This window comes from Pedobacter sp. WC2423, assembly GCF_040822065.1.
Lineage (GTDB): Bacteria > Bacteroidota > Bacteroidia > Sphingobacteriales > Sphingobacteriaceae > Pedobacter.
The window spans coordinates 1,903,049-1,927,868 of record NZ_CP162005.1; the positions used below are offsets into that span (position 1 = coordinate 1,903,049).

Consider the following 24,820-nt stretch of genomic DNA (forward strand, 5'->3'; position numbering starts at 1 on the left):
TGTCATAATCGCAGAATAATTATGCAATACAAGACGCTGGACGGAAATATAGGAGAGCTAAAATTTTACGGAGATATATCCGAATGGTGGATTTCAGGCGCAGACTTTACCCGCACTATTGAGGAGATGGCAAGCAAGTTTGTCGAGATACATATCCGGGCGCATTGCTTCGGCGGTGATGTCTTTGAAGGTAATGTAATGTTCAACGCCCTTCAGAGGTGTAAGCCTAAAACTAAATTATTTATTGATGGTGTGGCTGCTTCTATGATGGGTATCGTAATGCAGGCATGCGATGAAATCATAGCTGCTGAAAATGCCTGGGTAATGGTTCATTGCCCAACTGGATACCAGCAAGGAAATAAAAAGCAAATGTTCCAAGCCTATAAGCTCCTGACAGGAATGGAAAAAAACTTCACAAAAGTTTTTGTCGCAAGAACAGGCAAGCCTGAAAAATATGTGGAGGCTTGGTTTGATGGTACTGATTACTGGTTTAGCGCAGAGGAAGCTTTAGCAGAGGGGCTCATAACCTCAATTGGAAAACCTGTAGTCGACAATGTCGTGCAAATAGACAAGCCTACGGAAAACGATCAGGTAGAATCTGTCTTTGGCCGCTTCGCAGCCCTGATGTCACCTAATTCAAATGCAAATAACGAAACCCCTATAAAAGATCAAAAAATGAAAAAAGAAATTATCGCAAAATTCGGTTTGTCCGGTGTGACTGAAGCGAGTACGGATGATGAAGTGATGGCCGCAATGCAGCAAAAGATTGATTATTCTGGTGCTGAGGCTAAAGCTTTAAAAACTACTGCTATAGAAGCCTTGATTTCAGGAGCTGAAAATGCTACACAGAAAAAATATGAGGCTTCTTTACGTGTGAGCCTTGTAGCTGTTGGTGAAGCTTCTGGACTTGGTGTACTGCAATCAATGTTGGGTTTAAATACTCCTTCTGTTGCGGCCGCTGCAGCACCTGCTGCACCAGCTGCTGCCGCTGCTCCTGCCGTTCCACAGGTTATAACTATGCTCAATGGTACGTTAGTGAATGCAAGTGCCGATGATCGCGCAGCATGGGCGTGGGACAAATGGCAGGAAACTGATCCTGATGGTGTTGAAACAATGCAAAAAGCTGAGCCTGAAAAGTTCGTGGCATTGTATCAGGCAAAATTCGGTGTAAAGCCTGTCCTGTAAGCGGCATTCAATTAATTCACAAAAATTTTAAAGCTCTAATAAACACAAAATGAAAATCAAAGATTTTAATAATCTAATGATCGCAATGCTTTATGTCATTGCCTTTTCAGCCGCGCTGACCTACTTTTTTAATGTCTCTTTTTCGGGATCATTGATATTGTTCTCAGTAGCGTCAATTATCTACACTGTAATTCCTAAACCGTCTGGTGTGGCTCAGGCTACCATCTTTAGAGAGATTTGGACTGGTGAAGTGATCAAGTTTGTTACTGCTGCTTTGAAGGATACCTTCATGCAGGGTATTGCTGATTACTCAAAGTACGTTTCGAACGTTGGTGATGAAGCCCAGGCAATTCATATTTCATCTATGAACGTTCTGCCAGAGGTACTGATCAATAACACCACGTATCCTTTAGGTATCACTGATCAGGCCATTGATGATATACTAATCCAATTGAATAAGTATCAAACTGTAGCAACTCCAATCACTGATGACGAGATGTATGCCAGTTCTGTTAAGAAAATGGATTTGGTGAAAGATCGTCACGGTAAAGCAATCGTAAAAGCGATGATCAAAATGGCTTTGCATGCTTTGGCCCCAGCGGGAAATACAGCTAAAATGCCTGTGCTTCTTACTACTGGTGAAGCTGATCCCACTGGTCGTATTCGTATGAAAATGGGTGATTTGTTGACCTTAAAAACTGCTGCTGATGATCTTGAAATTGACGAGGCATCAAGGCGTTTGGTTTTATCAAGTCAACACGTGAATGACTTGATCTGGGAAGATAAGAAACTGGAAGGATTCTTCTTTAACAGGGCTACAGGTGCGGTTCAGCAAAACTTGCTCTCTTTTGATGTGCATACTCATATCAGCAACCCGTATTTCAATCCCACTACCAAAGTGAAATTGGCTTATGGAGCGGTCCCAGCTGTAACAGATCATAAGGCATCTGTGCTTTTCTCACTGGATAGGGCTGCTAAGGCGATGGGTTGGACAAAAATGTACTTCTCTGAAGCTAAAAACGATACACAGTATCAACGTAACCTGGTCAACTTCCGTCAATACGGTATTGTATTGCCAACTGCTGAAGAGCAAAGGGGCGCAATTGTGTCTGGTAACGCATAACTGATAACAGTTCAAGCATAAGTAAACAGTTTTAAATTATTAGCAATAAGCTTCGGGTGAAGCTTATTGCCTCACAAAAATTATATATCATGGGATTCCAAAAAATCATATTAGAATTTCCCGCTGAGGGATTTGCAGGCGAAACTGTAAAACACAAATTAACTGCTGCTAACCTTAAAAATCAGCCTGAAATACTTGAAAAAGGTTTCAAGCTTGGTGATGAGATTGATATCGTTAAACCATTGGTTCAAAAACCTATTGTCGGAGACAGCGCAGCTACACCAAGAACAACCAAAAAAGTTCCTGTGCAGGAAATCCTTAAAAATATTCAGGAAGCTAAGGAAAATATTACCACAAAGGGTAACCGGGAACGCGCAAAAGAAATTGCGGATGCACACAATGTGGATGACGTTTTTGAAAATCCTAAAGGTGAATTTTTTACTTCTCAGAACCTTGTGATGTTGAGCGTATCTAACGACAAAACCAAAATCATTACTCACTCTTTCTAATTCAGTAAAAAATGAATAAAGCAGTAGAATTTAATAAGGCGAAACCAGACGATAGCATCAATTCACAAGTGACCTCTATCAGTGGCGTGATTGCCAATGGTGTAGCGGTTGTAGGTAAATTGGTGCTTGGTCAGCCTTATGCGATATACAGCCCTGATGATGCTAAGCAGCTTGGTATAGATGCCGCGTATGATGCAGCTAATTCAGTGGTTCTCTTTCATCACATTGATGAGTTTTACAGGGGCAGTGTCATCGGGACAAAGCTTTATCTGATGGTCATTGCTCAGTCCGTTACTCCGGCCGTGGCTCTTGCTGATGCAGATGGCATTTACGCTAAGAAATTAGTTGCATACGCAAAAGGTGAAATGAGGCGAATTGCTTTCGCTTATAATGGACTGTTCACAGTTCAGGCTCCTGAAACTTTAACCGATGGTCTGAGTTCAAACATCAGGTCAGCAATTTCGGCCGCTCAAGAATTTGCCTTGTGGTGTTTTGAGACTGAAAGACCAATGCAAGTATTGTTAGAAGGCCGTTCGTACGGCGGTAACGCTGCAACGGTGATCAACTTGAAGACACTAGTTACTGGTGCGAATATCCCATTAGAAGCCGATAAAGTGAGTATAGTTATTGGTCAGGATTGGGATTACGCGGAGTCCCTGGCATTTGCTTCTGGCAAAAAATATGCATCTGTAGGGCTTGCGCTTGGTATCCTTGCCGGCATCAATGTAAATCAGAATATCGGTGAAGTCGAAACGCTGAATTTAACAACTGCTGCCAAAGGTAAATTTATCACTGGTGGTCTAAGTTCGCATCAAACCATTGAGGATGTAGAAGGGTCGCTTATTACCCTGGATAGCAAAGGATATATTTTTCCAATCACTTATACTGGCATTTCTGGCTACAGGTGGAACAATGACCATGTGTGTGCCCCTGAAATTGTTGATGCTGATGGTGTGATGAACGAAAATACTATTTCATATGGTACAACGCTGGATCATGCTGTAAGGCTTTTACGTGCCGCCTTTATGCCTAAAATCAAAAGCGTTCAACCCGTGAATGCTAAAACCGGAAAACTACCGGTGGGTGTTGTAAAGAACTTCAATAAAATTGGTGATGACGTCTTTTCGGATCTGGAAAATTCAGGCTTTATCAGTGGCGGGAAAACCTATACGAACCCTAACAGCAATCTCCTTACCGGGGATAAAACATTGGAAGTAGATTTTATTCTACAGCCTACCGGTACAATTAACTCTATTAAAGGTACTATCAGTCTTAAAACCACATTGTAATGAGTACAATAACCAAAAATGGAAAAGCTTATGACAGCGGTGATGCTCAGATTGTAATTGACGGTGAAATCTTCGATGAGGTTTCAGAGATTACTTACTCCAACGAACAGGAGCATCAATTGAACTTTGGTTTGGGAAATAAAGCTACCAGCTGGAGTATGGGGAAAATCACCCCGACTGCTTCAGTGACTATGCTTATGGCTGACTCAATACGCTTAGAAAAGAAAGCGGGAGGAAGTCTGCTGAATCTACCACCGGTAACAATTCAGGTGTCATTCGTGAATGATTATAACGAAATCATCAATGATACTATTGTTGCCAAATTCCAAAGCGAAGGCCGCGAGGTAACAGGCGAAATGGGTCTAAAAAAACAATACGACCTATTTGCTATATCTGTTAACCTGCTTACTTAAAAATTATTTAAACACGTTTAAAACGTCCCTAAAATGGAAAAGAAAGAAATTCAAAAATTGCCTGCTGGCATTACTCAGGATATGGTTAATGCTGCTAAAGCCAAATGGCCAAAAACAGGTGCTGTTATTACAGCTGAACTTGAAAGAGACGATTCAGATGAGATTTTGGAAGTTCTTATTCGCAGACCTGACCGCTCAGTAATGAGTGAATACAGTAAGTGGTCAGATAAGTCACCTAAGAAAGCAGATGATATCCTGGTTAAAAACTGTCTACTGTCTCATAAGGATGAGGTAACCGCCGAAGATGCCGAAGATTTATTCATGGGTGCTATAGATGCTATCTCTCAAACTATTGTGGTTAGAAAGGCGAAAATAAAAAACATCTAACGTCATCGGAGGACGAAGACATAGAGTCCTCCGATGGCGTTGCCCTTGAAATCATTGAGCTGCTTGAGAGTCATCCTGCGATTTCTAGTGCTGCCGAATGCGGTGTTTATGACCAGGTCAGAAGAATTAACGCACAGCTGACCCATTTCATGCACATCGAATTCCCCGAAAGGCTTTCAGATGATGAATGGATAGAAAAATACAGGCAGTTCCAGTGGTTAGCGGAGAATAATTATTTACCGATAAAATTTAAGTAATGAGCAAAGTAATTGATTTAGGTTCCCGTTTAAAAGTCGCTTTCGGCTATGTCGCTGCTAACGAAAGTGATTCTTTGAGAAAACAGAATTTTTCCAAAGATAACGGTATCACCTCTTCAAATGTATTTGTGCAGGACGCTTCTTTTGAAGAAATGGTTATCCGTAACACTGATCTCCAGATGATGTCATTCGGGAATATGTTGACTGCAACATCAGGTACACAGTTCTTTGCTCCACCACCGATGATCAGCTTTTCACGTGGTAAAAAACTGATCATCACTGAAATTGACGGTACGGATGCCGAAGTGGTTGAACGTTACGGAACCAAAAGCTGGGATATAAAATTGCAAGGTGTATTGGTTGATATGGCAAAGCACCAGTTCCCCAAAGCAGAGGTTAGAACAATGAATGAGTTCTTTGAGGTGGATGCCGCCTTGGTTGTGGAATCCGAATTATTCGATACCCTGGGAATAAAGAATATGTACGTCACGGATTTTGAAATTGCTGGTGTAGCCGGTTATGCAGATACGATGCAATACACTTTGTCTGCACGTAGTATCAAGCCTATTGAGTTTTTCTTTCTTAAAAACAACAATTAGCATGGAGCAGCTTGCATACTTGAATATGATCGCAAAGGTCACTATTGGTAAGATATACTTTGATCATATAAATGAGGTGGAAATCACTGAAAGCGTGACTGAATTGAGTGATGTTGCGAAAATCATTCTTCCGAGGTTTTATAAACAACTGGATGGTAAATATCCGCTTGATTACATAAAGGCAGGTGATGTGGTTAAAATAGAATTCGGGTATGTTGAAACTGGCATTAACACAGAGTTTGAAGGATATGTGAGAGAGATATCGGCAGATATCCCTTTAGAGATTATCTGTGACCAGGTGTACCCGATCCGGCAAAACAATTTTGTGAAATCCTATGGTGCTGTGACTTTGAAAAATCTGCTAACTGATATTACAAAGGGAACGTTCATCAAAAAAATAGAATCACCTGATGTGAATATGGGAAAATACCTGGTGAACAATGCGAGTACTTACCAGGTGCTGGATAAGGTCAAAGAACAATTTGGATTCTTCGGCAAAATAAAAGGCGATCTGTTATCCGTTGGGTTTGCCTGGGATTGGCGTCCCGGTTTTACTGTTAAGCATACTTACGACATGCAGGCGAATGTGAAGCAAAATGATTTAAAGTACAAATCAAAAGATTCATTCAATGTGCGTGTCAGGGTTAAGATCCGAAACAAAAAGAGTAAAGAGGCTTACATCGAAGTAGGCAGTAAAGATAAAGATGCTACGGTTCACACAATAGAATACGCGGCTGATACAACAAAAGTGGCTAAAGAAATCGCTGAAGCCCGTTTAAAGAAAAGCGTGTACACTGGATATACCGGAAGCATAACAGGGTTTGGTTTTCCGCTAACCCACGCAGGTGATAGCCTCGTTATTAAAGATAGCCGGGAACCGTACAGGGAAGGAACGTACTTGATAGAGAAAGTTACAAAAACGTACAATTCATCAGGCATAAGCCGGAAAAATGAATTGGCATTTAAAATATAAATATGACTGCTGAAGAAATGTTACAAAAGGTATTTACTAGGACGCTTCAGGGACAGGCTGTAAGAACAATAGGTATTGGTACGGCAACAAATATTAAAGAAAACAACTGCACGGTGTTACGGGACGGACAACCTGAGTTGCTTGATGTGCAATTTCACGCTACAGATGACACGCCCGGAAGTCGTATGATAGAGATACCGGCTGACAATAGTAGCGTGATCTATGCCATCATTGATAATCAGGAGACGGATGCTGTCCTATTAAAGTGTAGTGAAATTGATAAGGTGTTAATTACGATCGGCAACATGGAGTATCACCTGGATAAAGATGGTTGTATGATTAAATCCGGCAATGATTCCCTGGGAGCTGTCCTGAGCAATTTCATTGATGAAGTTGGTAAGATCATCGTGATCAATGGCCGAAGCCCAAATATTGCAGCATTAAATGATTTGAAAATTAAGCTTAATAAAATCCTAAAGTAATGGCATTAGATAAACAGACACTTAAAAATTCCATAAAAGATCTATTCGATTTTGACAGTGATAAGGATGTTAATCCGGTAGAAGCGAGAGAAAGGCAGGCGCAAAAACTCGCTAATGCAATTGAGATGTACGTTAAAAGTGGTGATGTCACCACAAATGTTGTCGGCACGTCTGCAACTGGTGGAGCTGTGACCGGTACTGGTACTGGAAAACTGAATTAGGCCATGAGAAACGATATACTACTAAATGAAGATTTTGACCTGGTAGATCTGGGTGACGAATGGTATGAGGGTGACAGTGATCAGCAGCACGTTGAATTATTGATGACCCTGAATAAAGGAGAACTGCACGAATTTCCTTTTGTAGGCTTTGGAGCCTTAAGGAGGTTGCACGGTGTATTTAATAAGCAGAATGTGACAAGGGATATTAAAATTGAGCTTGAAAATGATGGATACACGAATTGTGATGTTGATCTGGAAAATGGGCTTGGAGATTTGAAAATAACAATATGATAAACCTGACAGAAGCTATAAGTGTACTAATTGGTTTCGGTGGTTTTGTTACTGCTTTTATCACTTCAGTTACCAATAAGAAAAAGTCTGATGCCGAAGTCCAGAACGTGGTAGCTGATACATATGGTGATATCATCGTAATGCTAAGAGAGCAGGGTAAGATAAACGCGGAGCAGATCACAACATTGATGAAAAAAGATGCAGACAACATGCAGATGTTACGCGAGAATCAACAATTGATCAATCAATACAGGGTATCTGAAAAAGAACTCATGGAAAGGGTTAAGGAACTGGAATCAGAAATTGACAAATTAAAATCATACAATGAAAGCACTTCAAAAATTATCACTTAAGACAACATTCATCACATGCCTGGCATTACTTGCTTTTGGATGTGGCGCGCGTAAAGTTCAGAAAGCAAGTTCTAATGAATTTGCAAAAAATCAGTCTGAGTCATCGGTATCTGAAAATATTGTAAAATCATCTGAATATTTTACTTGGACAGATCAAGAGTTTAAAACATCTGATCAAACAAAAGTTGGAAAAACAAGTGATACTCAGATATCTGCTGACAGTGCTGAATATAACCCGAAAACAGGGAAAACCAGTTTTAAGGGGAATGTCAAGTATTCCAGTAAAAGCACTCAGAATACCGCTAAGGATAAAAAGACCACTGATATTAAAAAGACTGATTTTAAAGTATCCGAGAAATCAAGTTCCGTGAAGGATTCTATCACGAAAGAAAAAAGTGCGATCGGAAAAAAGCTGGAAACGAAAAATTCGGAAAGTGAAGGTTCGGTTTTTTATAAGCCTTGGTTTTGGGTTCTGGCTTTTATGCTCATCGCTGCAATGTTTTTCTTTTCAAAGTTATGGAAGCAGTCGTAGACCAGGGACAATCTCTGTTAGATGTTGCGCTTCAGCATTGCGGGGATGTATCTGTGATTTTTGATATCGCTGTGCTTAACGGGGTATCTGTCACAGAGAAGTTAAAGCCCGGTACAGTGTTGATTTTGCCTGAAGTATCGGACGCAGGAATGGTAAGGTATTTTTTCCAGAACAATTTTATACCTGCCACGGATACGGGTTCAGTCAAGGCGATAGAACTTCCTGAAGGAATAGACTACTGGGCAATAGGAATTGACTTTATAGTATCATAAATAATGGCGCAAACAATAGAATACTGGCAACAAATAATTATAGATCAATTGGCCTCTGGCAATATCGCTGTGTCTGGGAGCAGAACGAGCGTGCGCAGGATGTGGACGTATGCGGTTGCTTTCTGCATATGGTCTTTAGATGTGCTATTCAGCTTGCATCAACAAGAGGTGTCAGCATCCCTTGCAGAAAAGATGCCACACCGGGAAAGATGGTATAGGAATAAAGCATTGGATTTCCAATATGGGTATGACCTGGTAACTGATTCCGACAAATATGACAATATCGGTTTGTCAGATGAACAGATACTAATAAGTAAAATTATCAAGTATGCTGCTGTCAGGGAGGCAACAACTGAAAGTAGATTGATTATCAAGGTTGCAACTGAGACAGATGGAAAGTTGCAGCCGATAACATTACCACAACGTAGTGCTTTCGCCGCTTATATCGCAGAAATAAAAGATGCCGGGGTAAGCGTATCAATTATCAGTTATTTACCAGATAGGTTATACATAACAATGGTAATTTATTATGATCCCCTGGTCTTGGATGCGCAAGGTAATAGCATTGTTGATGGTGGTAAACCGGTAGAAATTGCAATTGAAAGCTACATGAGGGAATTGCCTTTTAATGGCGAGCTGGTGTTAGCACACCTTACCGATAAGCTACAACTGGTTAAAGGGGTTGCTATTCCTGACATCAAAAACGCTGAAACATCTTGGATCAGTGCCACAAGTGGAGCTTATGGAGAGATACAAGCTATTCAGGTAAAGAAAATTCCTGAGAGCGGATATTTCGAGGTCGTCAATTATAATAATATAACCTACGTGCCAAATGCTTGATAAAATATTTGAAGTTGATTTTAATAGACTGATCTCTCTGAATTTGCCTGTTGATCTCAGACAGCTGAAATGGTTGACCTGGTTGCAATGCCTTGTCAGTCCCGTAAAAATGATTGACAGTAAATTTAAAGCCTTTCGATCTGCGAATCTTTACACGCTGGCACACAATGGACAGGTTTGTTTTCTCAGGAAGGTATTAAATGATTCTTTCGACCCCGGATTACGAAGGATATATATAGCAGAGGGTAGTAAGTACGATCGGAATTATATCTACACCAATGCAGAGAAGCAACCCAAATACTTAGGTAAAATGTATTTGAGGCAAGCTTCAGATTACGCAGATTCAGGCGTTGATTTCAGGGTGATCATCCCTATAGGCTTTAACCTTAATGCTGTCATCCACCAGATGAAAGCGGCAATTGATTTTTATAAACTGGCAAGTAAACGCTATAAAATAGAATACGATGAATAAAGTAATATTTCAGCAAACAGGAGGTTTCCCACTCGAAACGGATACTTTAAACTTTGTTCAGGAAAGTTATCGGGCATTACAATCTCTTGCTGCAATAGCTGGTGATAACTTCATTTTATCGGGTGTGGTCGTCAATGGGGCTAATGTGACCGATGGATTTGTTGTCATCAATGGTGAAGTATTGCCTTTTAAAGGTGGAGGATTGCAAACTAAGGTCGTAATTGTTGAAGAGGTTGTAAATAGATCTTTTGAAAACGGATCTGAAAAACAAGTTTTTGTAACGCGTTATGCTGTATTTGGTACAGGCTCAAATTTTACACTCTTTAGTGACCTGTTACGAATCAAGGATTTAAAAACATTCCGAAATCTTCCAAGTCAGGCAAGCAGCGCGATTGATAGCGATTCCGAAAGCACGCTCGCAACCTCTAAAGCAATTAAGGTGTTGAATGATAAAATTAACGCTTTAATCCAACCGGGGATGGTATTGATGTGGAAAGGACTGCTTGAAGATATTCCTGATGGTTATGAGCTGTGCGAAGAGTTAAGAGATCGGTTTGTTCTTGGTGCGGGGTTGACTTATGCTCTGGGTGATCAAGGAGGTGAAAATAAACATACTCTAACAATTGAAGAGATGCCAAGCCATACCCATCCTACCAGTACCAATCCAACTTCAGCAGGTGTTCACTGGCCTTTTAAGCAAGGAGAAGGCTATGCAACAAGTAACGAGGAAAGCGGAGCGGTCGGCGGGGGGCAAGCTCACAATAATATGCCTCTTTACTATTCGCTCTTTTACATCATAAGAAAACAATTATGGCAAGTTTAAATACGATAAAAAACTGGTTTAAAACTGGTTTAAAGCCTACTCAATTACAATTTTGGAGTACGTGGGAAAGTTTCTGGCATAAAGAGGAAAAGATACCTATTAATGCAATTGAAAGTCTTGATGAAAGGTTTAATGAAAAGGCTGATGCTGATGCTTTGACCAGCCATATGAACGATTTGAACGCTCACGGAATTGGTAACCTATCCTTTGCATCAAAAAGCAATATAAATACACCTGAAGGTGATTTTATCATTAATTGGCAGACAGCTATTGTGCCAAATGATACTAAAACTTTCGCTCAAAAGCACGGCAATGTAAGTATAGTTTATCAAGGCTTATGGATTGATGGTGCAAATAGATCATCTTATTTTCCTGCAATGAGCATTACTTTTTCTGCTGGCAAAATTCAACAAGTAAAGTTCACCGGTGTCATGCCTGGCATCCTAACAATTATATAATTATGAAAAGAACAATAGTGTTATCAATTCTCTCATGTGCAATATCTACTGTATTTGCGCAGACTCAACCGGCACTGCCATTTGGTAGCATTCCGTATTCTAATCAACAATGGTTAAGCCCTGATGGTTCTGTTTGGACAGGGACACCAGGTCGTCAATACCGGAACCTTGGAACTAAGGCTAAAATGGATAGTTTGCTAAACTTAAAGGCTATAGATGCAAATGTCGTTCACAACACCGGATCAGAAGTTATAAATGGTAGAAAGGAATTTATGTCCCCTTCATCAGTTGGCGGTGTTTTTAACGATAGGCCGAATGTAGATGATCCACCGCATGCTTTTAATATTGTCAATGATGCTGGAAATAATTTCTCATATCTATTTCAGGGTACAGCATATTCCAATAGTACCGGGCTTGCAAATTTTCACATTAGAAAAGCAAGGGGCACATTTGCAAACCCGTTGGCAGTTTTAAACGGTGATGTATTGGCCTCATTTGGTTTTCGTGGTTTTGATGGTGTTAATTTCGCTGCATCATCAGTAGCTATACAGGCTATTGCCCGTCAAAATTTCACATCAACTGCTAATGGTACATCTTTGCTATTTCAGACAACACCCCTGGGTAATTATCTTGCTCATAGAGTGGATGCTTTAGAACTACTCCCTAATGGTGATGCAAAATTTTATAACATGATAACCGCGGGTGGTATTGGGAATAACGCAATTAGGATGATAGGTACAGCACCATTTATGTCATGGTACGATATAACAAATACAACCCGTTGGGGTTACATGGCGCACAATGGTTCGGCTTTAGTTATAAGTAATGATCTGGGAGGCGGTGTTGCAATAAATAATCCTTTGACTATAACCGGAAAGATCACTTTTTCGGGTGCGCCTACGAATCCTAATGATGGTGCGAATAAAATTTATGTTGATAGTAAAGTTTTAACCGGTTCTAAAATATTAGATTTCGGTTCTATTTCCCCCGGAGGTGTAGCTGAATTAACTATTGATGTACCGGGAGCTATCCCGGGCGACGTTGCTGTATTTGGCGGTTCGGGGTTGCCTTTACAATTCATATTTCAGTGTTATGTAAGTTCTTCAAATGTTGTCAAAATATCACTATTTAACACAAGCACAAATGGAACTTTTGATCCAAGCCCTACTTTATTTAAAATAAAAGTATTCAAAGATTAATGGAAAAACTAATTCAATTACTACTAGGTGGTAACGACTGGCCGACATTTGTTGCTGCAATGATCTTCGCTTTAATAGGTGCTATTATATCGCTCAGGGTTAAAGCTATCAAAAGGGATAAATTAAGCCCTGAGACGCCTTATAAATTCTCACTGACATTCTTAGTGTGGGATAATATTTTAAAGCTTCTGGCAAGCGCATTACCTGTGTTTATTGGGATTCGCTTCTCATCTGCATTGTTCGGTCAAGAAATAACAATGTTGTCAGCTGTATTTATTGGATATGGTAGTGATCATGTAATCACTAAGCTGGAAGCATTACAGGCTTTGGCAAGGGATAAGGACAGTTTAATCAAATAATGATGGGAAAACTATTTACAGGCATTGATGTCTGGCTGAATAACGCTGAATATCTGCCTAAAGAATTACAGGAGGCAATACGGCATAATGGATTATTGGAAACAAAGGGTGCCAATAACAATGTTGATATCATGAAATGGGCTAAGCTACTTGGTGTTGATGGGTGGTATCCAGCAGATAAGGTGCCTTGGTGCGGGTTGTTTAAAGGGATTTGCGCTTACCGAAGCAATAAGCTTAAGTTACCTGCTCCTAAATTGTTATCGTCATTGTGGTGGAGAACGTGGGGCGTAAAAGTTGATATAAAAAACGCGATGGTAGGTGATACAGCAATTAAAGAGCGTGACGGAGGCGGGCACGTAACCTACATTATAGGCGAGAATGATAAGTATTTCCGCTGTTATGGTGGTAATCAATCTGATAGCGTATGTGCAACATGGATTCTTAAATCTGATATAACTGATGTAAGACGAGCGGTATTTGGCGTGCAGCCTTTAGGTGTTAAAAAGCATTATTATAATAATTTAGATGGCTCTGCGCCAAAGACACGCGAAGATTAAAAGTAAAAATCCCCTGGCCGAAAGATCAGGGGATTTTTTTTGTTTATTCATCGAATCCGTCAAAAAGTTTACCCGGATGTATTTCTAAAGCTTTCGATAATCTTGTAATAACTGATATTCCAATATCTTTTTTCCCATTTTCATACTCGCTTATGCTGGAATGTTCAATTAAACTGATAGTAGCAAGTTTTCGCACAGACCAGCCCTTTTCATTTCTGTATTTGGTGATATTTCTTCCTACAGCTGATATTGCCTTTTCGTCCCTTTCTCGCATATTACTATCGTATCTTTCTCTTAAAGGCTGCTAAAGAATGTATAATAATTTGGAAAAGTGTTTGGTATATACTAACCAATTGAAATTAATTATTACTTTTATTCAACCAAACGCATTATTATGAAAAATAACCAAACAACTGTAAAGGAGCAGTCAGAAGTTCCCAAACCTTTTACAGATCCTGTATGGAGTTCGCTTTCAGACACTGAGCGTTCTTATATACGTCATCTAATAGATTATTATGAATCTAAAAGTAGTGATTCCACAAAGCTTAATATTGAACAATTACAGGAATTCGAGCGGCCTTTACATATAGAAAAGCATATTGAGCTAACAGAAGAGCTGCTCGTAAAAATTGGAAAAGCGATTCAAAATTTAAAAATCTAATACAACACACCACAATGCGAAAGCCCCAATTCTATATTAGAATGGGGCTTTTATTGTTTAAACACAATAGCTAATTTTGTGCATGGATAAATTCACAACACAGATGAACGGTAAGGAAATAACTGTTTCACAAGTCAAAGGTCAACCTTATCTGTTCAACATATCAATTAATACGCGTTTTGCGGGGTATATAGACACTACAGAGGCCGTGTCTATGTCTGAGAGTAGTAATGTGTCATCAGAAGAAGAAAATGCGCTGAGGGCTTTAATAAAAGAAGCCCTTCAATAATAAAGGGCTTCCATTGTAACAATATATCTGGTAATTATAAAGGTCGTCTGTAAAATTTATTTAAATTGACCAAGTCGTCAAATTCTTTAGTGGTAATCGGATAAGATTCCTGCTTTTTAGGAGTAAGCTTGATCTTACAAGGTGCGTCACTGATTACTATATGTTCATACTCCAATGAAAAAAGCATGCGATTGTACCATATATCAATGTCAACAAGGTTTCTTATAGGCCAAGGGCTGTTGTAACGTTTCACAATAAACGGTCTTGCGTATTGCTTACCATTTACCTTTCTTAATGCTTTATTGTTAAAGAATTTATGCATAATAAGCCCCTTTATTTGTACTTAAAGATACGGAATAGTGTTCATGTTTACAAGTTTAAACGCGATTAAAACTACATTTAAATGAAGTTAAATAGGTGGGTTAAGGCGCCGAAAAATAACTAAAATTGGAAATTTGGTTTTGAAAAATTGGAAATTTGGTTTTGGCGATTATAAATGTTAAAATATTTGATGTTAAGATCAAATATCTGTTGATTTGCATAATTTTTAATGAGTCTAAATAGAATACAGAAGGCCGTTAAAAGGATTAATCTTTCTTCAAAAAAATAATAAATGATAATTTTTACGTCTGAAGCCGTATGTTTTGCTTATAAATTCTAATGACAAGGTTTCGCAAAATAATAGGCCAAATACATCTCTGGCTAGGTTTAATCACCGGATTGGTTGTATTAATAGTTAGCATTACCGGCTGTTTGTTTGTTTTCCAAAAAGAGATATCTGATCTCATCCATAAGGAAACATTCTTTGTAAAACCACCTTCTTCAGCGGTTACACTACCTTATAGTACACTTTTAAAGAAGGCTGAGCAGACGTTGGGTAAGGATCATCCGGTTAATTTCTCTACGACTTATAAGGATAAAGAGCATGCATGGGAGTTCATGGCTTATAAGGCAGGTGACCCAAAAGCATTAACGTACTTTGGAACAATAGCGCACTATGAATCTGTTTTCATTAATCCGTATACAGGAGTAGTTACTGGATTACATAATTATAAATATGACTTCTTTAATATCGTAAAGTTCATTCACTGGAGCTTGTTATTAAATGATACTTACGGACAAAACATTGTTGGTTATAGTACGCTGATATTTGTGTTCATCCTGATTACTGGTATGATCATGTGGTGGCCAAAAAAATGGAGTAAAACCAATATTAATAAAAGTTTTAAGATCAAGTGGAAGGCCGGGTTTAAAAGAGTTGTTTATGACCTTCATAATGTTTCTGGATTTTATGTGATGCTGATTACACTGGTATTAGCTTTAACGGGCATGGTATTCGCATTTAAGTGGTTTCAGACAACTGTTTATGTAGTTGCTTCCGGATCAATGACGCCTCCTGAAGTTAAGCAGGTAAAATCAAAACCTGCTCCGCCTGTATGGTATCCGGTAGATATTGCATTTAATAAGGCCAGGGCATTGTTACCTGCTTCAGACAGAATAAACGTCTCCCCTGCTGCTGGCGCTGATGGTGTAATTTACATTTATGGCATACAGGGTAAGGAAACGTATTATCATTCAGATGCTTTACAATTTGATCAGTATTCCGGGAAATTGCTGTACAGAAGGAATTATGAGGAGCAAAATGTGGGTGAAAAGCTAATCGGTATGAATTACGATATTCATGTAGGAGCTATATTAGGCTTACCTGGAAAAATTATAGCTTTTATTGCCAGTTTAGTTGCAGCGAGCTTACCTGTAACCGGGTTTATGATCTGGTTAAACAGGGGAAAGAAAAAAAAGAAAAAATAGATTTGGTTTTGAAATATTGTTTTCTATCTTTGCAGCCCCGCAAGGGAGAAACGGACCGGTAGTTCAGCTGGTTAGAATGCCGCCCTGTCACGGCGGAGGTCGCGGGTTCGAGTCCCGTCCGGTCCGCAAGATGTAAATCTTGAAAACATTAAAAAGCCTTTAATCTTGCGATTAAAGGCTTTTTTGATTTAACAGACCCTCCGAAATATTCAATTTTTCTCATACTACCCTGATTAATTTCATGCAAGTGATCTGGTAAGTAAATCTGGAAATTGAAATGACTCCCCAAATCACATATAAAACACTTATAAACAGATTATTACACGATATATTTTAAATTACAAAAACAAGATGAAGGAGGGAAACCAGATTTATCTGACTACATAGAAGTGATGTTAGATACAGATTTAGCAACTCTTTATTATTGTTTGAACGCAGTGTTAAGAGTTCACTTTTGAATTATAAAGTACGGGATTAAGATTAGGATCATTGTACATTTTTATCTGCCTGTATACTTTCATTCGTTTTGCACCTATTGTTATATCGTGATGGAGCTCATTAATACTCTTGCAAAGATCTACCCGTTGTTCCAATAAAGTCTCCAGTTTAAGTGAACATGCTGCAGCATGTTCAGCAGACGTATCATTTCTGTCTAGCTCAGCCTGCATATGATATATTTTCAGCGCAAGTATCGAGAGGCGATCCAATGCCCAGGCCGGACTTTCTGTATTTATCTTTGCGTTTTCCAGAGGTTTAACCTTGCTGTATTGACGAAGAAAATAATCATCTATTACTTCTACGATATTAGTTCTGTCCTGGTTAGACTTATCAATTCTGCGCTTTATAAGCAGACATTGTTGAGGATCAAGATCAATCCTCCTGATTTCATCTTCCAAATGCCATTGTATAGTATCTATCCAGCATTTAGAATACAATAAGGCAGAAACAGATTCCGGATGAAAGACATTTTTAATTAAGGAATTGGGATCATCCTTGATATGATAATCCGCTATTGTCCGGATATATACTGTATTCGCCAAAGTGCCTATTTGATTTTCCTGTTGATCGAAATCAATGGCGCAATTAATAAATTCCATAATGTTAATCAGTTAAAAAGTAAAAACTTAAGTAAATAAAAAGATGCTTGTAAATAGCCACAACGCAAAGAATATGCGCTTACCAATTCAAAATAGTCGGATTAAAAACCAAATTTTCTAAGGAAAAACGGTTCTGTATTAGGAGCAGGTTTCAAAGATTCAGGATAACTGCTTTAACAAGGCTGTGCGGACTTCCTCAACAGAGATAGAACGCATACAAAGTTTATCATAAGGACATGGAGAATGAAACAACAATTCCAGGCATGGAGAGCAACGTACTGGTTTATATAAATTGATATTATTGATATGTCCCCATATCTCAGGCCTGGCAGGACCAAATAAGACAACCCCAGGTATATCAAACGCGTTGGTTGCATGAGAAAAAGAAGAATTAACCCCTACAAAACTTCTTGCGTATTTAATTAATGCCAGGGTATCTCTGAATGAGACTTTATCCCTTAAATCTACGGCATTATTTATCTTTTTTTCTGCCGCTACGCCCAACTGGAGAAATGTATATTCTGGCATCGATCTAACCAGCGCCTCCCAGTTCTCCACTTCCCATTCCTGGTTTTTAGAGGTTTTAGATGTAATATGCATCAATATAGGATTCCTATACTGCGCCATAAATGTTCTGGCCATATGCTCTTCCTTTTCTGATAAAAAGAGCTGTACCTTATTGTCTTTCAACTCCAGATGATGTAACCCTGCTATCAGGTCTTTAGCATTTTGATCACAAAAAATAGCTGGCATCAATGCGGCGTAAAAATCAGTGTGAAAGGGTTCCCATTTCATAAAATATTTTATAAAAGAAATGGGGTTTCTAAAGAATGAAATACTTGTTACACGATCTACATGAGGATTATTCTTAAATATCCCCTGCTGACGTTCATTCATGCAGTACAAAACAATTTTACGGTCGGGCGCTGCTTCTTTCAACGCTTTAATAGTCGGCGTGGTCAATAATACATCACCTAACCCTCCTGCTATAATAATTCGATAAGCTTTCATATTTTAATCTCTTTTTCCTATGTCATCATCTAACAACCATTGCATTTGCAGCAGTGCAAATTCCCAAATGCTCTTTTCCTTGTGCAGAAAAAGCAACAGACGTTTATCTCTTTTCATAAAATGCTTCTCCAGCTCCTGCTCCATTTTTAACTTAATGATAGATAGATTGATAGTAAACTCTTCAATCTTTGATCTTATTTCATGTTCAGTCCTCATAATTAATAGAATAAATGCCAATAAAAGCAGTATGCGATGGAAATGGACAAACCCAGCACAACAAACCATGCAAATAAATATTTCCTGTTCTCCTTTCGGCATAACAAGATTAACATACATAAGATTAGTGCAGCGATAAGATATGGGAGGATAAACAGGAAAGCATATTGTCCTGGTAAGCCCAGCGCCAGTATATAAATATTGGAAGAAGCCGTTAAGTTGATAGCATAAACAAAACCCAAAAATGTAAGCAATGTTAACACGATGGATATGCCGCTTAACCAATAAATCAAAGAAGCCTGCCGCCCTGAAACAACCTTTATCAGTCCCAACAACAGACTTAACAAACCGATAATCAGTGGAACTAATGCTAATCCCGGTTTTCTGATATCACCTGCCATCTTCGCTATGCCTTTACTTATCTTTAGCGCTTTGGTAAACTTCACCGGATCTTCAGCATAACACTTACCATCAACCTTCTGGTGATTTAGAAATGCGTTAATTAATTCAGTGCCACATTTGGTAAAACCAGGTACATGTCCTTGATTGGCACATAAAATCACTGTACTATGAGGTAACATTTCCCCCAGAATCCGTCCACTCTCAGGTGGAATAACAGGATCAAACTCTCCTGATAATATTAGTGTTGGAAAATTGGCGTTGATCTTTGCAGAATCCACCACTGGTACTTTACCATGTCCCCAACTCGCACAAACAGCATAATCACCCTCATAAAAAGGTAAACCACCGGCAAGAAAGCCTTTAGCAGATGAGGCATCTTTCTTAAATGCTTCCACTGAATTTACTGGTAGTGTCTCCTGGCATAATACGCAATAATAAGTGCCATAATCCAGGTTCAGATGGTTCTTCAAAGATCCTATTAATTGGAGCACCATTCCTTCATTTCTTTCATGAAACTGTTTAATGATGGCCGGCAGTAGCTCAAAAAATTTGCGTTCATAAATCCCCTGTTGCACAGCAAGCAAAAAATCCTGAGCATTCAAGCTGAACTTTCCTGATGGATGGATCTTTTTTGAGACATTAAAAGTCCATGGGTGTTTGTCCAGGTCATCCACTGTACTGTAAAATAATTGTTCTATATCTCCATAAGCCTCTACCATGGATTTATCAGCCTTATATTTTTTAAAAAAGACATTCAGCGCCCTTGTAAAATTGCTTGTATTATGGTCATACAATCCTGCAAACGGTATCACCGGCGAATCCATCACCAATTCTTTCACATCTTCAGGAAAATGCTTCACATACTCCAATGCGATTCTTGTTCCATAAGAAACGCCGTACACTCCCCATTTATCATAGCCTAATGCTTTCTTTAAGGCATGCAGGTCATAAGCCATACTTGTACTATGGTATGCATTGATATCTATATTCCGCTTAAGCAGCGCAATTTTACAACCATCTGTAATTGCCACTCTTGCTTTGATGTCCTCCTGCCTGGTAGCATCGTCCCCTAAAACCTTCATAAATGACTTACCCAGGTCAGGACACAATTGCGGTGCAGATAATCCTGAACCCCGCATATCAACAAGAATAATATCGTGCGACTGATGCACTGGATTATTCAGCCACTTTTTTATAGATTTCACAGCATTGCCCCCCGGCCCTCCCGCAATAAACACAATCCCGCCCTTTGCGGGTTTAATAGCGCTTTTAAGGATGGTTACCGCTAAAACAACCTTATTACCCTTGTTATTTTCCCAATTTTCGGGAACAGTAAGATGGCCCCATTCTGCATTGACACCTTTCATATCAATACCAGAAAAATTATCAGATCGTACAAAGGTTTCCTGCCCGTACAAGCGTATAAACGACAAGAAAAAAATAGCAAAAAATGTGTATTTCATAGTTTAAAAATTAAAATCGATAGTAGTTCCATTCTGTTTCATTCTTTTCTCCAAGATTGATTCCATATGGATATCACTGATAAGTATTAAGGGGTTACTGATTATCTCCTCCAGCAGTTGCTGATAATTTGATATCATTAATAGTATAGTGCTTTCCTGATATAAACCGGTATCATACTCCACTTCACAAGATAAACCAGTTGTAAGTTCCAGGAAAGAGAATGTAATAGGTAAACGGCTAACCCGATGCACAACAGGATATTTTTTCCATGGTAAAAGATCCGTTTCCTGCACTTGCCAGGCTATCATTACATCAAAAGGAATCTCGTTTAACAGCTGATGCAGCGGGTAAGAGTCATATTCCAAACTTGCTGCAAGTAAGGATTTAGTTTGCAGGCACAATGTTTTAAATGAACCTTCTACCTGATTCCTAAATGCCAGTGTATTCACGAACATCCCGAGCAAATGTTGTACATCAGGATGTTTACGACCGGCAACCGGAATACCAATACAGCAGTCAGATTGCCCTGTATTGGTATATATCAATGCCTGAACAGATGCCAGTACTACAGTAAATAAAGAACAGCCAAATGTATTGGCCAGCTGCTGCAAACGACTATCCATAGAAAAATCAATCTTTGCCCCTTTAAAAGAACGAACCGTCCTGTCGGTCTTAAAACTCTGCACTGGCTGGTATCCCCGCAACTGCTTTAACCAATACGCATGCGCTGTTTGCTGATCAGGTTGACGATGGCTCCATGCTGCATAATCTTTATACTGTATAGCGGGTTGATGAACTGTCCTTAACCCTTTCACAAACAGCTCCAATGACCAACCATCCATAATCAGATGGTGCGTCACAAACACCAATATTTCTGGTCCTCTATTTACCTTCACCAAACAAACCCTCAGCAACAAATCATTTTCCAGATCAAAAGCGGTATGCACCATGTCTGCAATAAATATATCAGCCTCATCAGTGTCCAATACTTCAATTTGTTGAAACCTCAATGTCTGTGCTGAACGAATCAGCTGTTTAGGTATTCCTTCAATTTCAATAAAATTAGTACGTAAAATCTCATGGGTATTAATTAGCGACTGTAAACCATTTATAATGGAGTCAATATCATCTGTCAGCTCAAATGCAGCATACATGTTATAAGTAACAGATACCTGCGGTTGTTGACAAGCCAGCCACAATAGCTGTTGTACAACAGCGATATCATAAGTTGCCGCTAATTCACACTGTGGAATAGGCATAAATACCTCCTTTACAGCATCTTTGATCCTTTTCACCTGCTCGCTGATAAAAGGATACTCAAAAATATCTTTAAGACCCAATTGAATATGGAAGTATTCATTCACAGACTTCACAAGCTGCATGGCTTTAATAGAATGACCACCTAAAGAAAAGAAATTACTGTCCATAGCTATAATGTCAGTTTTCAATATTTCCTGCCACAAACCACTCAGCGCCACAGATACATCGTCTGCTGGATGTTCTATCACACCATGTGTAACAAATTGCGACAAATTATACTGACTCAATGCTTTCCTATCTATCTTTTTATTAGGGGTTATAGGGAATGCTTCAAGTGCCACAATCATCTTCGGGATCATGTAATCAGGTAAACTCTTCCGTAATTTATCAATCACTTCCTGCGCAGAAAAACCCTGTACACTTGTTTTCACAAAACCAATCAGGTAAGCGTCCTGGTCAACATCCTTCCTGGCAACTATTATAGCCTCATCTATCCCGGGCAGCGCGACAAATTTTTTCTCAATCTCCCCAAGCTCTATCCGGTACCCACGTATTTTCACCTGATCGTCTTTTCTGCCGGTCAAAATGATTTCCCCATCTTCATTCCACTTTCCTGTATCACCAGTTTTATAAAGACGGATGCCAGCCCTATCAATAAATCGCTCCCTGGTCAATACCTCATTTCTGTAATATCCCCGGGCAAGTCCGCTTCCGCCTATATAAATTTCGCCTTCAGCGCCTACAGGTAAAGGATGTAACCAGGGATCAAGAATATAGAATGACGTATTGTTAATCGGCCTGCCTATATTTTTCGCATCGTTCGCACTCCATATTCGCTTTATTCCAGACCATATGGTAGTTTCTGTAGGCCCATACATGTTCCATAATTCCAGAGAAGTGGCTAATAACCTGTCAGCCAGAGCACCACTTAGCATATCTCCACCGCACAACACCTTTAAATGCCTGCTTCCCTGCCAGCCTGCATTAAATAATAACTGGTAAAAACCCGGCGTCGCCTGTATGATATCAGGATCCAGTACTACCAATTGAGCGATCAGTTCCACCGGATCTGACAATGTTTTACTATCCGCTATGTAGGTTACCGCACCGCTGATCAATGGCAAAAAGAATTCCAGTATAGAAATATCAAAAGAATAGGTGGTTACAGCAAAGAGCAAATCACCTTGCCGGATACCCGGTTCACGCTGCATACTCAACAGGAAGTTTACCAGCGAACGATGCGTAATCTCTACACCCTTCGGATTTCCGGTTGAACCAGAAGTATAAATAATATATGCTGCAGAACCAGGTGTAATCTTAACATTAGGTTCAACCGCTGCAATCTCATCAAAAATATGCTCCACCCTTAGCGCATTTACATGCGTTCCACCAATTTTTTCATAAGGTGCCTGATGAATCAGCGTGGTTGCCTTACTATCCTCAATAATATAGCTTAGACGAGAAGCCGGAAAAGTCGGATCCAGCGGAATATATGCCCGCCCCGATTTCAGCACGCCCAGTAATAGCACGACCAGATTAGCAGAACGATCCATCAATACAGCGACAGGCCCATCTCCTTCCAGCACAGTTAACAGATAAGCTGCAATACCATCAGAAGCATGTTTTAGTGCTGTATAAGTATAACAAAAATCTGCATCACGCACAGCATCTGCTTCAGGAAAAAAGGCTGCTTGCCGTTCAATAAGCTCAACAACTGTTTGCTCCGAAGGATAAGTAGCCATACGATCCTGATATTGCCATTCAGGGATACAGTTTAAATTTTTCAGTAAAATGTCGGGTTGAGCAACAACTTTACGCAGTAAATACTCAAAGTGTCTGATTAAACGTTCAATAGCAGCCGTGTTAAAACAGCTTACATTATAATCAAAATCAATTTTCACATCCTCTTCGGGATTAAACTCTCTAATATAAATTGCTAGTGGTACGCGCTCAGCCCCATGTGTCAAAGGCAGCACCTTTGTCAGGGTATCTTTAAATGTATCGGCATAATTATGCTTCTCATAAGATAACGTAACACTAAATAGTTTATGCATCCCCAACTCTCTCACCAGTTTTCCTAAAGGAAAGCGCTGATGCCGATAGTCTTGTCTCAATTGCCTTTTTATTCTCCCCACAAACTGCTCAAATGTCTCTTCAGGTTCCAATTCCATACGTAAAGCAGAAACACCCATAAATAGTCCCGCTGTTTTTTTAAAAATGGCCTTATCCCTGTTAAGCACAGGCAACCCGATAGCAAAATCGTTGTTGCCATAAAATCTGCCCAGGTAGGTATACAATACACCCAGTATAGTGTGAAAAGATGCCCCTCCTAATTGATTATACAATGCGCGCGGCACCAGGAGTTCCATACGCTTACTTGCAGGTATTGCTGCTTCGGGTATCAGCACTTCGGGCAATACAGCAAACCTGTTTAGCCAGTATTCCCTGTCTTTTCCATACAGTTCTCCCTGCTCATAACTTACATCATCCGCAACATAGTCAGTATATTTAAATGGGTAAGTACTTTGTACCTCCCCAAATTCTTTCAGCTCGTTATAGTTCCTGACCAACCTTTGAAATAACAACGAGGTTCCCCAGCCATCCGTAATAATATGATGATAAACAGAAAACAGATAGTGAAAAGAGTCACTCACTTTGACTAAACAAAATCTGTGTAAAGGTTTATCTGCAAACAAATCAAAGGGCTGCATAAAGGATGCCTGCATATAGTCATTAGCTTTTTCGTCTGCATCAGCAGTCAATGAAAAATCTGCAAACTCAAGCTTCCCTTCATAATGGGGCAAAACATAAAAACCGCTCTCGGTAATCACACTTCGAAAGTTATCATGCTGTTCAATAAGGCACTTATAAGCCTTCTCCATAAGGATAAAGCTAAGTGGCCCTTTAATTAATATTTTCGCACCTATATTATAAATAGGTTTATCAGAATGCAATAACTGTTCATAATAAACATCTTGCTGAGGTAAGGTAAATGGAGTCAATATAGTAAGTTTTAA

General features: G+C 39.4%; 30 protein-coding genes and 1 tRNA gene. 25 read left to right on the top strand and 6 right to left on the bottom strand.

The genetic code is table 11. The features are described from left to right. The first annotated feature begins 21 nt into the window (after nt 1-21). The 21 genes from AB3G38_RS07590 to AB3G38_RS07690 all read left to right on the top strand — a co-directional run bounded on the left by AB3G38_RS07590 (nt 22) and on the right by AB3G38_RS07690 (nt 13,594). Nucleotides 22-1,185: a head maturation protease, ClpP-related gene (locus AB3G38_RS07590; protein ID WP_367867890.1), complete on the top strand. Its 1,164-nt coding sequence runs from the start codon at nt 22-24 to the stop codon at nt 1,183-1,185. 76 nt (nt 1,186-1,261) lie between these two features. After that, nucleotides 1,262-2,308: a hypothetical protein gene (locus AB3G38_RS07595; protein WP_367867891.1), complete on the top strand. Its 1,047-nt coding sequence runs from the start codon at nt 1,262-1,264 to the stop codon at nt 2,306-2,308. Nucleotides 2,309-2,397: 89 nt separating this feature from the next. Next, complete coding sequence (locus AB3G38_RS07600; RefSeq protein WP_367867892.1) at nt 2,398-2,817, top strand: hypothetical protein; 420 nt, start codon at nt 2,398-2,400, stop codon at nt 2,815-2,817. A gap of 11 nt (nt 2,818-2,828) precedes the next feature. After that, nucleotides 2,829-4,106, top strand: a complete 1,278-nt coding sequence (locus AB3G38_RS07605; protein ID WP_367867893.1) for a DUF2586 family protein — start codon at nt 2,829-2,831, stop codon at nt 4,104-4,106. After that, nucleotides 4,106-4,519, top strand: coding sequence for a hypothetical protein (locus AB3G38_RS07610; protein WP_367867894.1), 414 nt, complete (start codon nt 4,106-4,108; stop codon nt 4,517-4,519). The genes AB3G38_RS07605 and AB3G38_RS07610 overlap by 1 nt, the downstream gene beginning before the upstream one ends. Before the next feature lie 33 nt (nt 4,520-4,552). Next, the gene (locus tag AB3G38_RS07615) at nt 4,553-4,906 is read left to right on the top strand and encodes a hypothetical protein (protein ID WP_367867895.1); all 354 of its coding nucleotides are present in this window, start codon (nt 4,553-4,555) and stop codon (nt 4,904-4,906) included. 256 nt (nt 4,907-5,162) lie between these two features. Next, nucleotides 5,163-5,762 (top strand): DUF6046 domain-containing protein, encoded by a 600-nt coding sequence (locus AB3G38_RS07620; protein WP_367867896.1) that lies wholly within the window; start codon nt 5,163-5,165, stop codon nt 5,760-5,762. 1 nt (nt 5,763) lies between these two features. Beyond that, entirely contained in the window at nt 5,764-6,735 is a 972-nt protein-coding gene (locus AB3G38_RS07625; protein ID WP_367867897.1) for a hypothetical protein, read from the top strand. Between the two features lie 2 nt (nt 6,736-6,737). Then, nucleotides 6,738-7,217 (top strand): hypothetical protein, encoded by a 480-nt coding sequence (locus tag AB3G38_RS07630; RefSeq protein ID WP_367867898.1) that lies wholly within the window; start codon nt 6,738-6,740, stop codon nt 7,215-7,217. Continuing rightward, nucleotides 7,217-7,438: a hypothetical protein gene (locus AB3G38_RS07635; protein WP_367867899.1), complete on the top strand. Its 222-nt coding sequence runs from the start codon at nt 7,217-7,219 to the stop codon at nt 7,436-7,438. The genes AB3G38_RS07630 and AB3G38_RS07635 overlap by 1 nt, the downstream gene beginning before the upstream one ends. A 3-nt stretch (nt 7,439-7,441) precedes the next feature. Then, complete coding sequence (locus tag AB3G38_RS07640; protein WP_367867900.1) at nt 7,442-7,729, top strand: hypothetical protein; 288 nt, start codon at nt 7,442-7,444, stop codon at nt 7,727-7,729. Beyond that, nucleotides 7,726-8,082: a putative holin-like toxin gene (locus tag AB3G38_RS07645; protein ID WP_367867901.1), complete on the top strand. Its 357-nt coding sequence runs from the start codon at nt 7,726-7,728 to the stop codon at nt 8,080-8,082. Before AB3G38_RS07640 ends, AB3G38_RS07645 begins: the two co-directional genes overlap by 4 nt. Further along, nucleotides 8,054-8,614: a hypothetical protein gene (locus AB3G38_RS07650; protein ID WP_367867902.1), complete on the top strand. Its 561-nt coding sequence runs from the start codon at nt 8,054-8,056 to the stop codon at nt 8,612-8,614. Before AB3G38_RS07645 ends, AB3G38_RS07650 begins: the two co-directional genes overlap by 29 nt. Then, nucleotides 8,599-8,886: a hypothetical protein gene (locus AB3G38_RS07655; protein WP_367867903.1), complete on the top strand. Its 288-nt coding sequence runs from the start codon at nt 8,599-8,601 to the stop codon at nt 8,884-8,886. The genes AB3G38_RS07650 and AB3G38_RS07655 overlap by 16 nt, the downstream gene beginning before the upstream one ends. Before the next feature lie 3 nt (nt 8,887-8,889). Beyond that, on the top strand, nt 8,890-9,726 hold the full coding sequence (locus AB3G38_RS07660; protein WP_367867904.1) for a hypothetical protein: 837 nt from the start codon (nt 8,890-8,892) through the stop codon (nt 9,724-9,726). After that, nucleotides 9,719-10,198 (top strand): hypothetical protein, encoded by a 480-nt coding sequence (locus AB3G38_RS07665; RefSeq protein ID WP_367867905.1) that lies wholly within the window; start codon nt 9,719-9,721, stop codon nt 10,196-10,198. Before AB3G38_RS07660 ends, AB3G38_RS07665 begins: the two co-directional genes overlap by 8 nt. Continuing rightward, nucleotides 10,191-11,021 (top strand): hypothetical protein, encoded by an 831-nt coding sequence (locus tag AB3G38_RS07670; RefSeq protein ID WP_367867906.1) that lies wholly within the window; start codon nt 10,191-10,193, stop codon nt 11,019-11,021. Before AB3G38_RS07665 ends, AB3G38_RS07670 begins: the two co-directional genes overlap by 8 nt. Beyond that, entirely contained in the window at nt 11,009-11,479 is a 471-nt protein-coding gene (locus tag AB3G38_RS07675; RefSeq protein WP_367867907.1) for a hypothetical protein, read from the top strand. Before AB3G38_RS07670 ends, AB3G38_RS07675 begins: the two co-directional genes overlap by 13 nt. A gap of 2 nt (nt 11,480-11,481) precedes the next feature. Then, entirely contained in the window at nt 11,482-12,678 is a 1,197-nt protein-coding gene (locus AB3G38_RS07680) for a hypothetical protein (protein WP_367867908.1), read from the top strand. After that, nucleotides 12,678-13,037: a hypothetical protein gene (locus AB3G38_RS07685; RefSeq protein WP_367867909.1), complete on the top strand. Its 360-nt coding sequence runs from the start codon at nt 12,678-12,680 to the stop codon at nt 13,035-13,037. The genes AB3G38_RS07680 and AB3G38_RS07685 overlap by 1 nt, the downstream gene beginning before the upstream one ends. Next, on the top strand, nt 13,037-13,594 hold the full coding sequence (locus AB3G38_RS07690) for a TIGR02594 family protein (protein WP_367867910.1): 558 nt from the start codon (nt 13,037-13,039) through the stop codon (nt 13,592-13,594). Before AB3G38_RS07685 ends, AB3G38_RS07690 begins: the two co-directional genes overlap by 1 nt. Nucleotides 13,595-13,637: 43 nt before the next feature. On the opposite strand, the gene AB3G38_RS07695 is transcribed toward AB3G38_RS07690, so the two are convergent. Beyond that, nucleotides 13,638-13,868: a helix-turn-helix domain-containing protein gene (locus AB3G38_RS07695; RefSeq protein WP_367867911.1), complete on the bottom strand. Its 231-nt coding sequence runs from the start codon at nt 13,866-13,868 to the stop codon at nt 13,638-13,640. Nucleotides 13,869-13,988: 120 nt separating this feature from the next. Between AB3G38_RS07695 and AB3G38_RS07700 the strand changes: the two genes are divergently transcribed. The 4 genes from AB3G38_RS07700 to AB3G38_RS07715 all read left to right on the top strand — a co-directional run bounded on the left by AB3G38_RS07700 (nt 13,989) and on the right by AB3G38_RS07715 (nt 16,479). After that, nucleotides 13,989-14,255 (top strand): hypothetical protein, encoded by a 267-nt coding sequence (locus tag AB3G38_RS07700; protein ID WP_367867912.1) that lies wholly within the window; start codon nt 13,989-13,991, stop codon nt 14,253-14,255. Nucleotides 14,256-14,337: 82 nt separating this feature from the next. Continuing rightward, nucleotides 14,338-14,544: a hypothetical protein gene (locus tag AB3G38_RS07705; protein WP_367867913.1), complete on the top strand. Its 207-nt coding sequence runs from the start codon at nt 14,338-14,340 to the stop codon at nt 14,542-14,544. A gap of 660 nt (nt 14,545-15,204) precedes the next feature. Beyond that, nucleotides 15,205-16,353: a PepSY-associated TM helix domain-containing protein gene (locus AB3G38_RS07710; protein ID WP_367867914.1), complete on the top strand. Its 1,149-nt coding sequence runs from the start codon at nt 15,205-15,207 to the stop codon at nt 16,351-16,353. 52 nt (nt 16,354-16,405) lie between these two features. Next, a tRNA-Asp gene (locus AB3G38_RS07715) sits at nt 16,406-16,479 on the top strand. A 314-nt stretch (nt 16,480-16,793) separates the two neighbouring features. Here AB3G38_RS07715 and AB3G38_RS07720 read toward each other — a convergent pair. The 5 genes from AB3G38_RS07720 to AB3G38_RS07740 all read right to left on the bottom strand — a co-directional run bounded on the left by AB3G38_RS07720 (nt 16,794) and on the right by AB3G38_RS07740 (nt 24,805). Continuing rightward, entirely contained in the window at nt 16,794-17,450 is a 657-nt protein-coding gene (locus AB3G38_RS07720; RefSeq protein ID WP_367867915.1) for a DUF4254 domain-containing protein, read from the bottom strand. A gap of 159 nt (nt 17,451-17,609) precedes the next feature. Then, nucleotides 17,610-18,461, bottom strand: a complete 852-nt coding sequence (locus AB3G38_RS07725) for a glycosyltransferase family 9 protein (RefSeq protein ID WP_367867916.1) — start codon at nt 18,459-18,461, stop codon at nt 17,610-17,612. A 3-nt stretch (nt 18,462-18,464) separates the two neighbouring features. Beyond that, complete coding sequence (locus AB3G38_RS07730) at nt 18,465-18,677, bottom strand: hypothetical protein (RefSeq protein WP_367867917.1); 213 nt, start codon at nt 18,675-18,677, stop codon at nt 18,465-18,467. 2 nt (nt 18,678-18,679) lie between these two features. After that, complete coding sequence (locus tag AB3G38_RS07735; RefSeq protein WP_367867918.1) at nt 18,680-20,542, bottom strand: alpha/beta fold hydrolase; 1,863 nt, start codon at nt 20,540-20,542, stop codon at nt 18,680-18,682. 3 nt (nt 20,543-20,545) lie between these two features. After that, nucleotides 20,546-24,805 carry an amino acid adenylation domain-containing protein gene (locus AB3G38_RS07740; protein WP_367867919.1) on the bottom strand — a complete coding sequence of 1,420 codons (4,260 nt, stop codon included), beginning with the start codon at nt 24,803-24,805 and terminating at the stop codon, nt 20,546-20,548. Between the last annotated feature and the right edge of the window lie 15 nt (nt 24,806-24,820).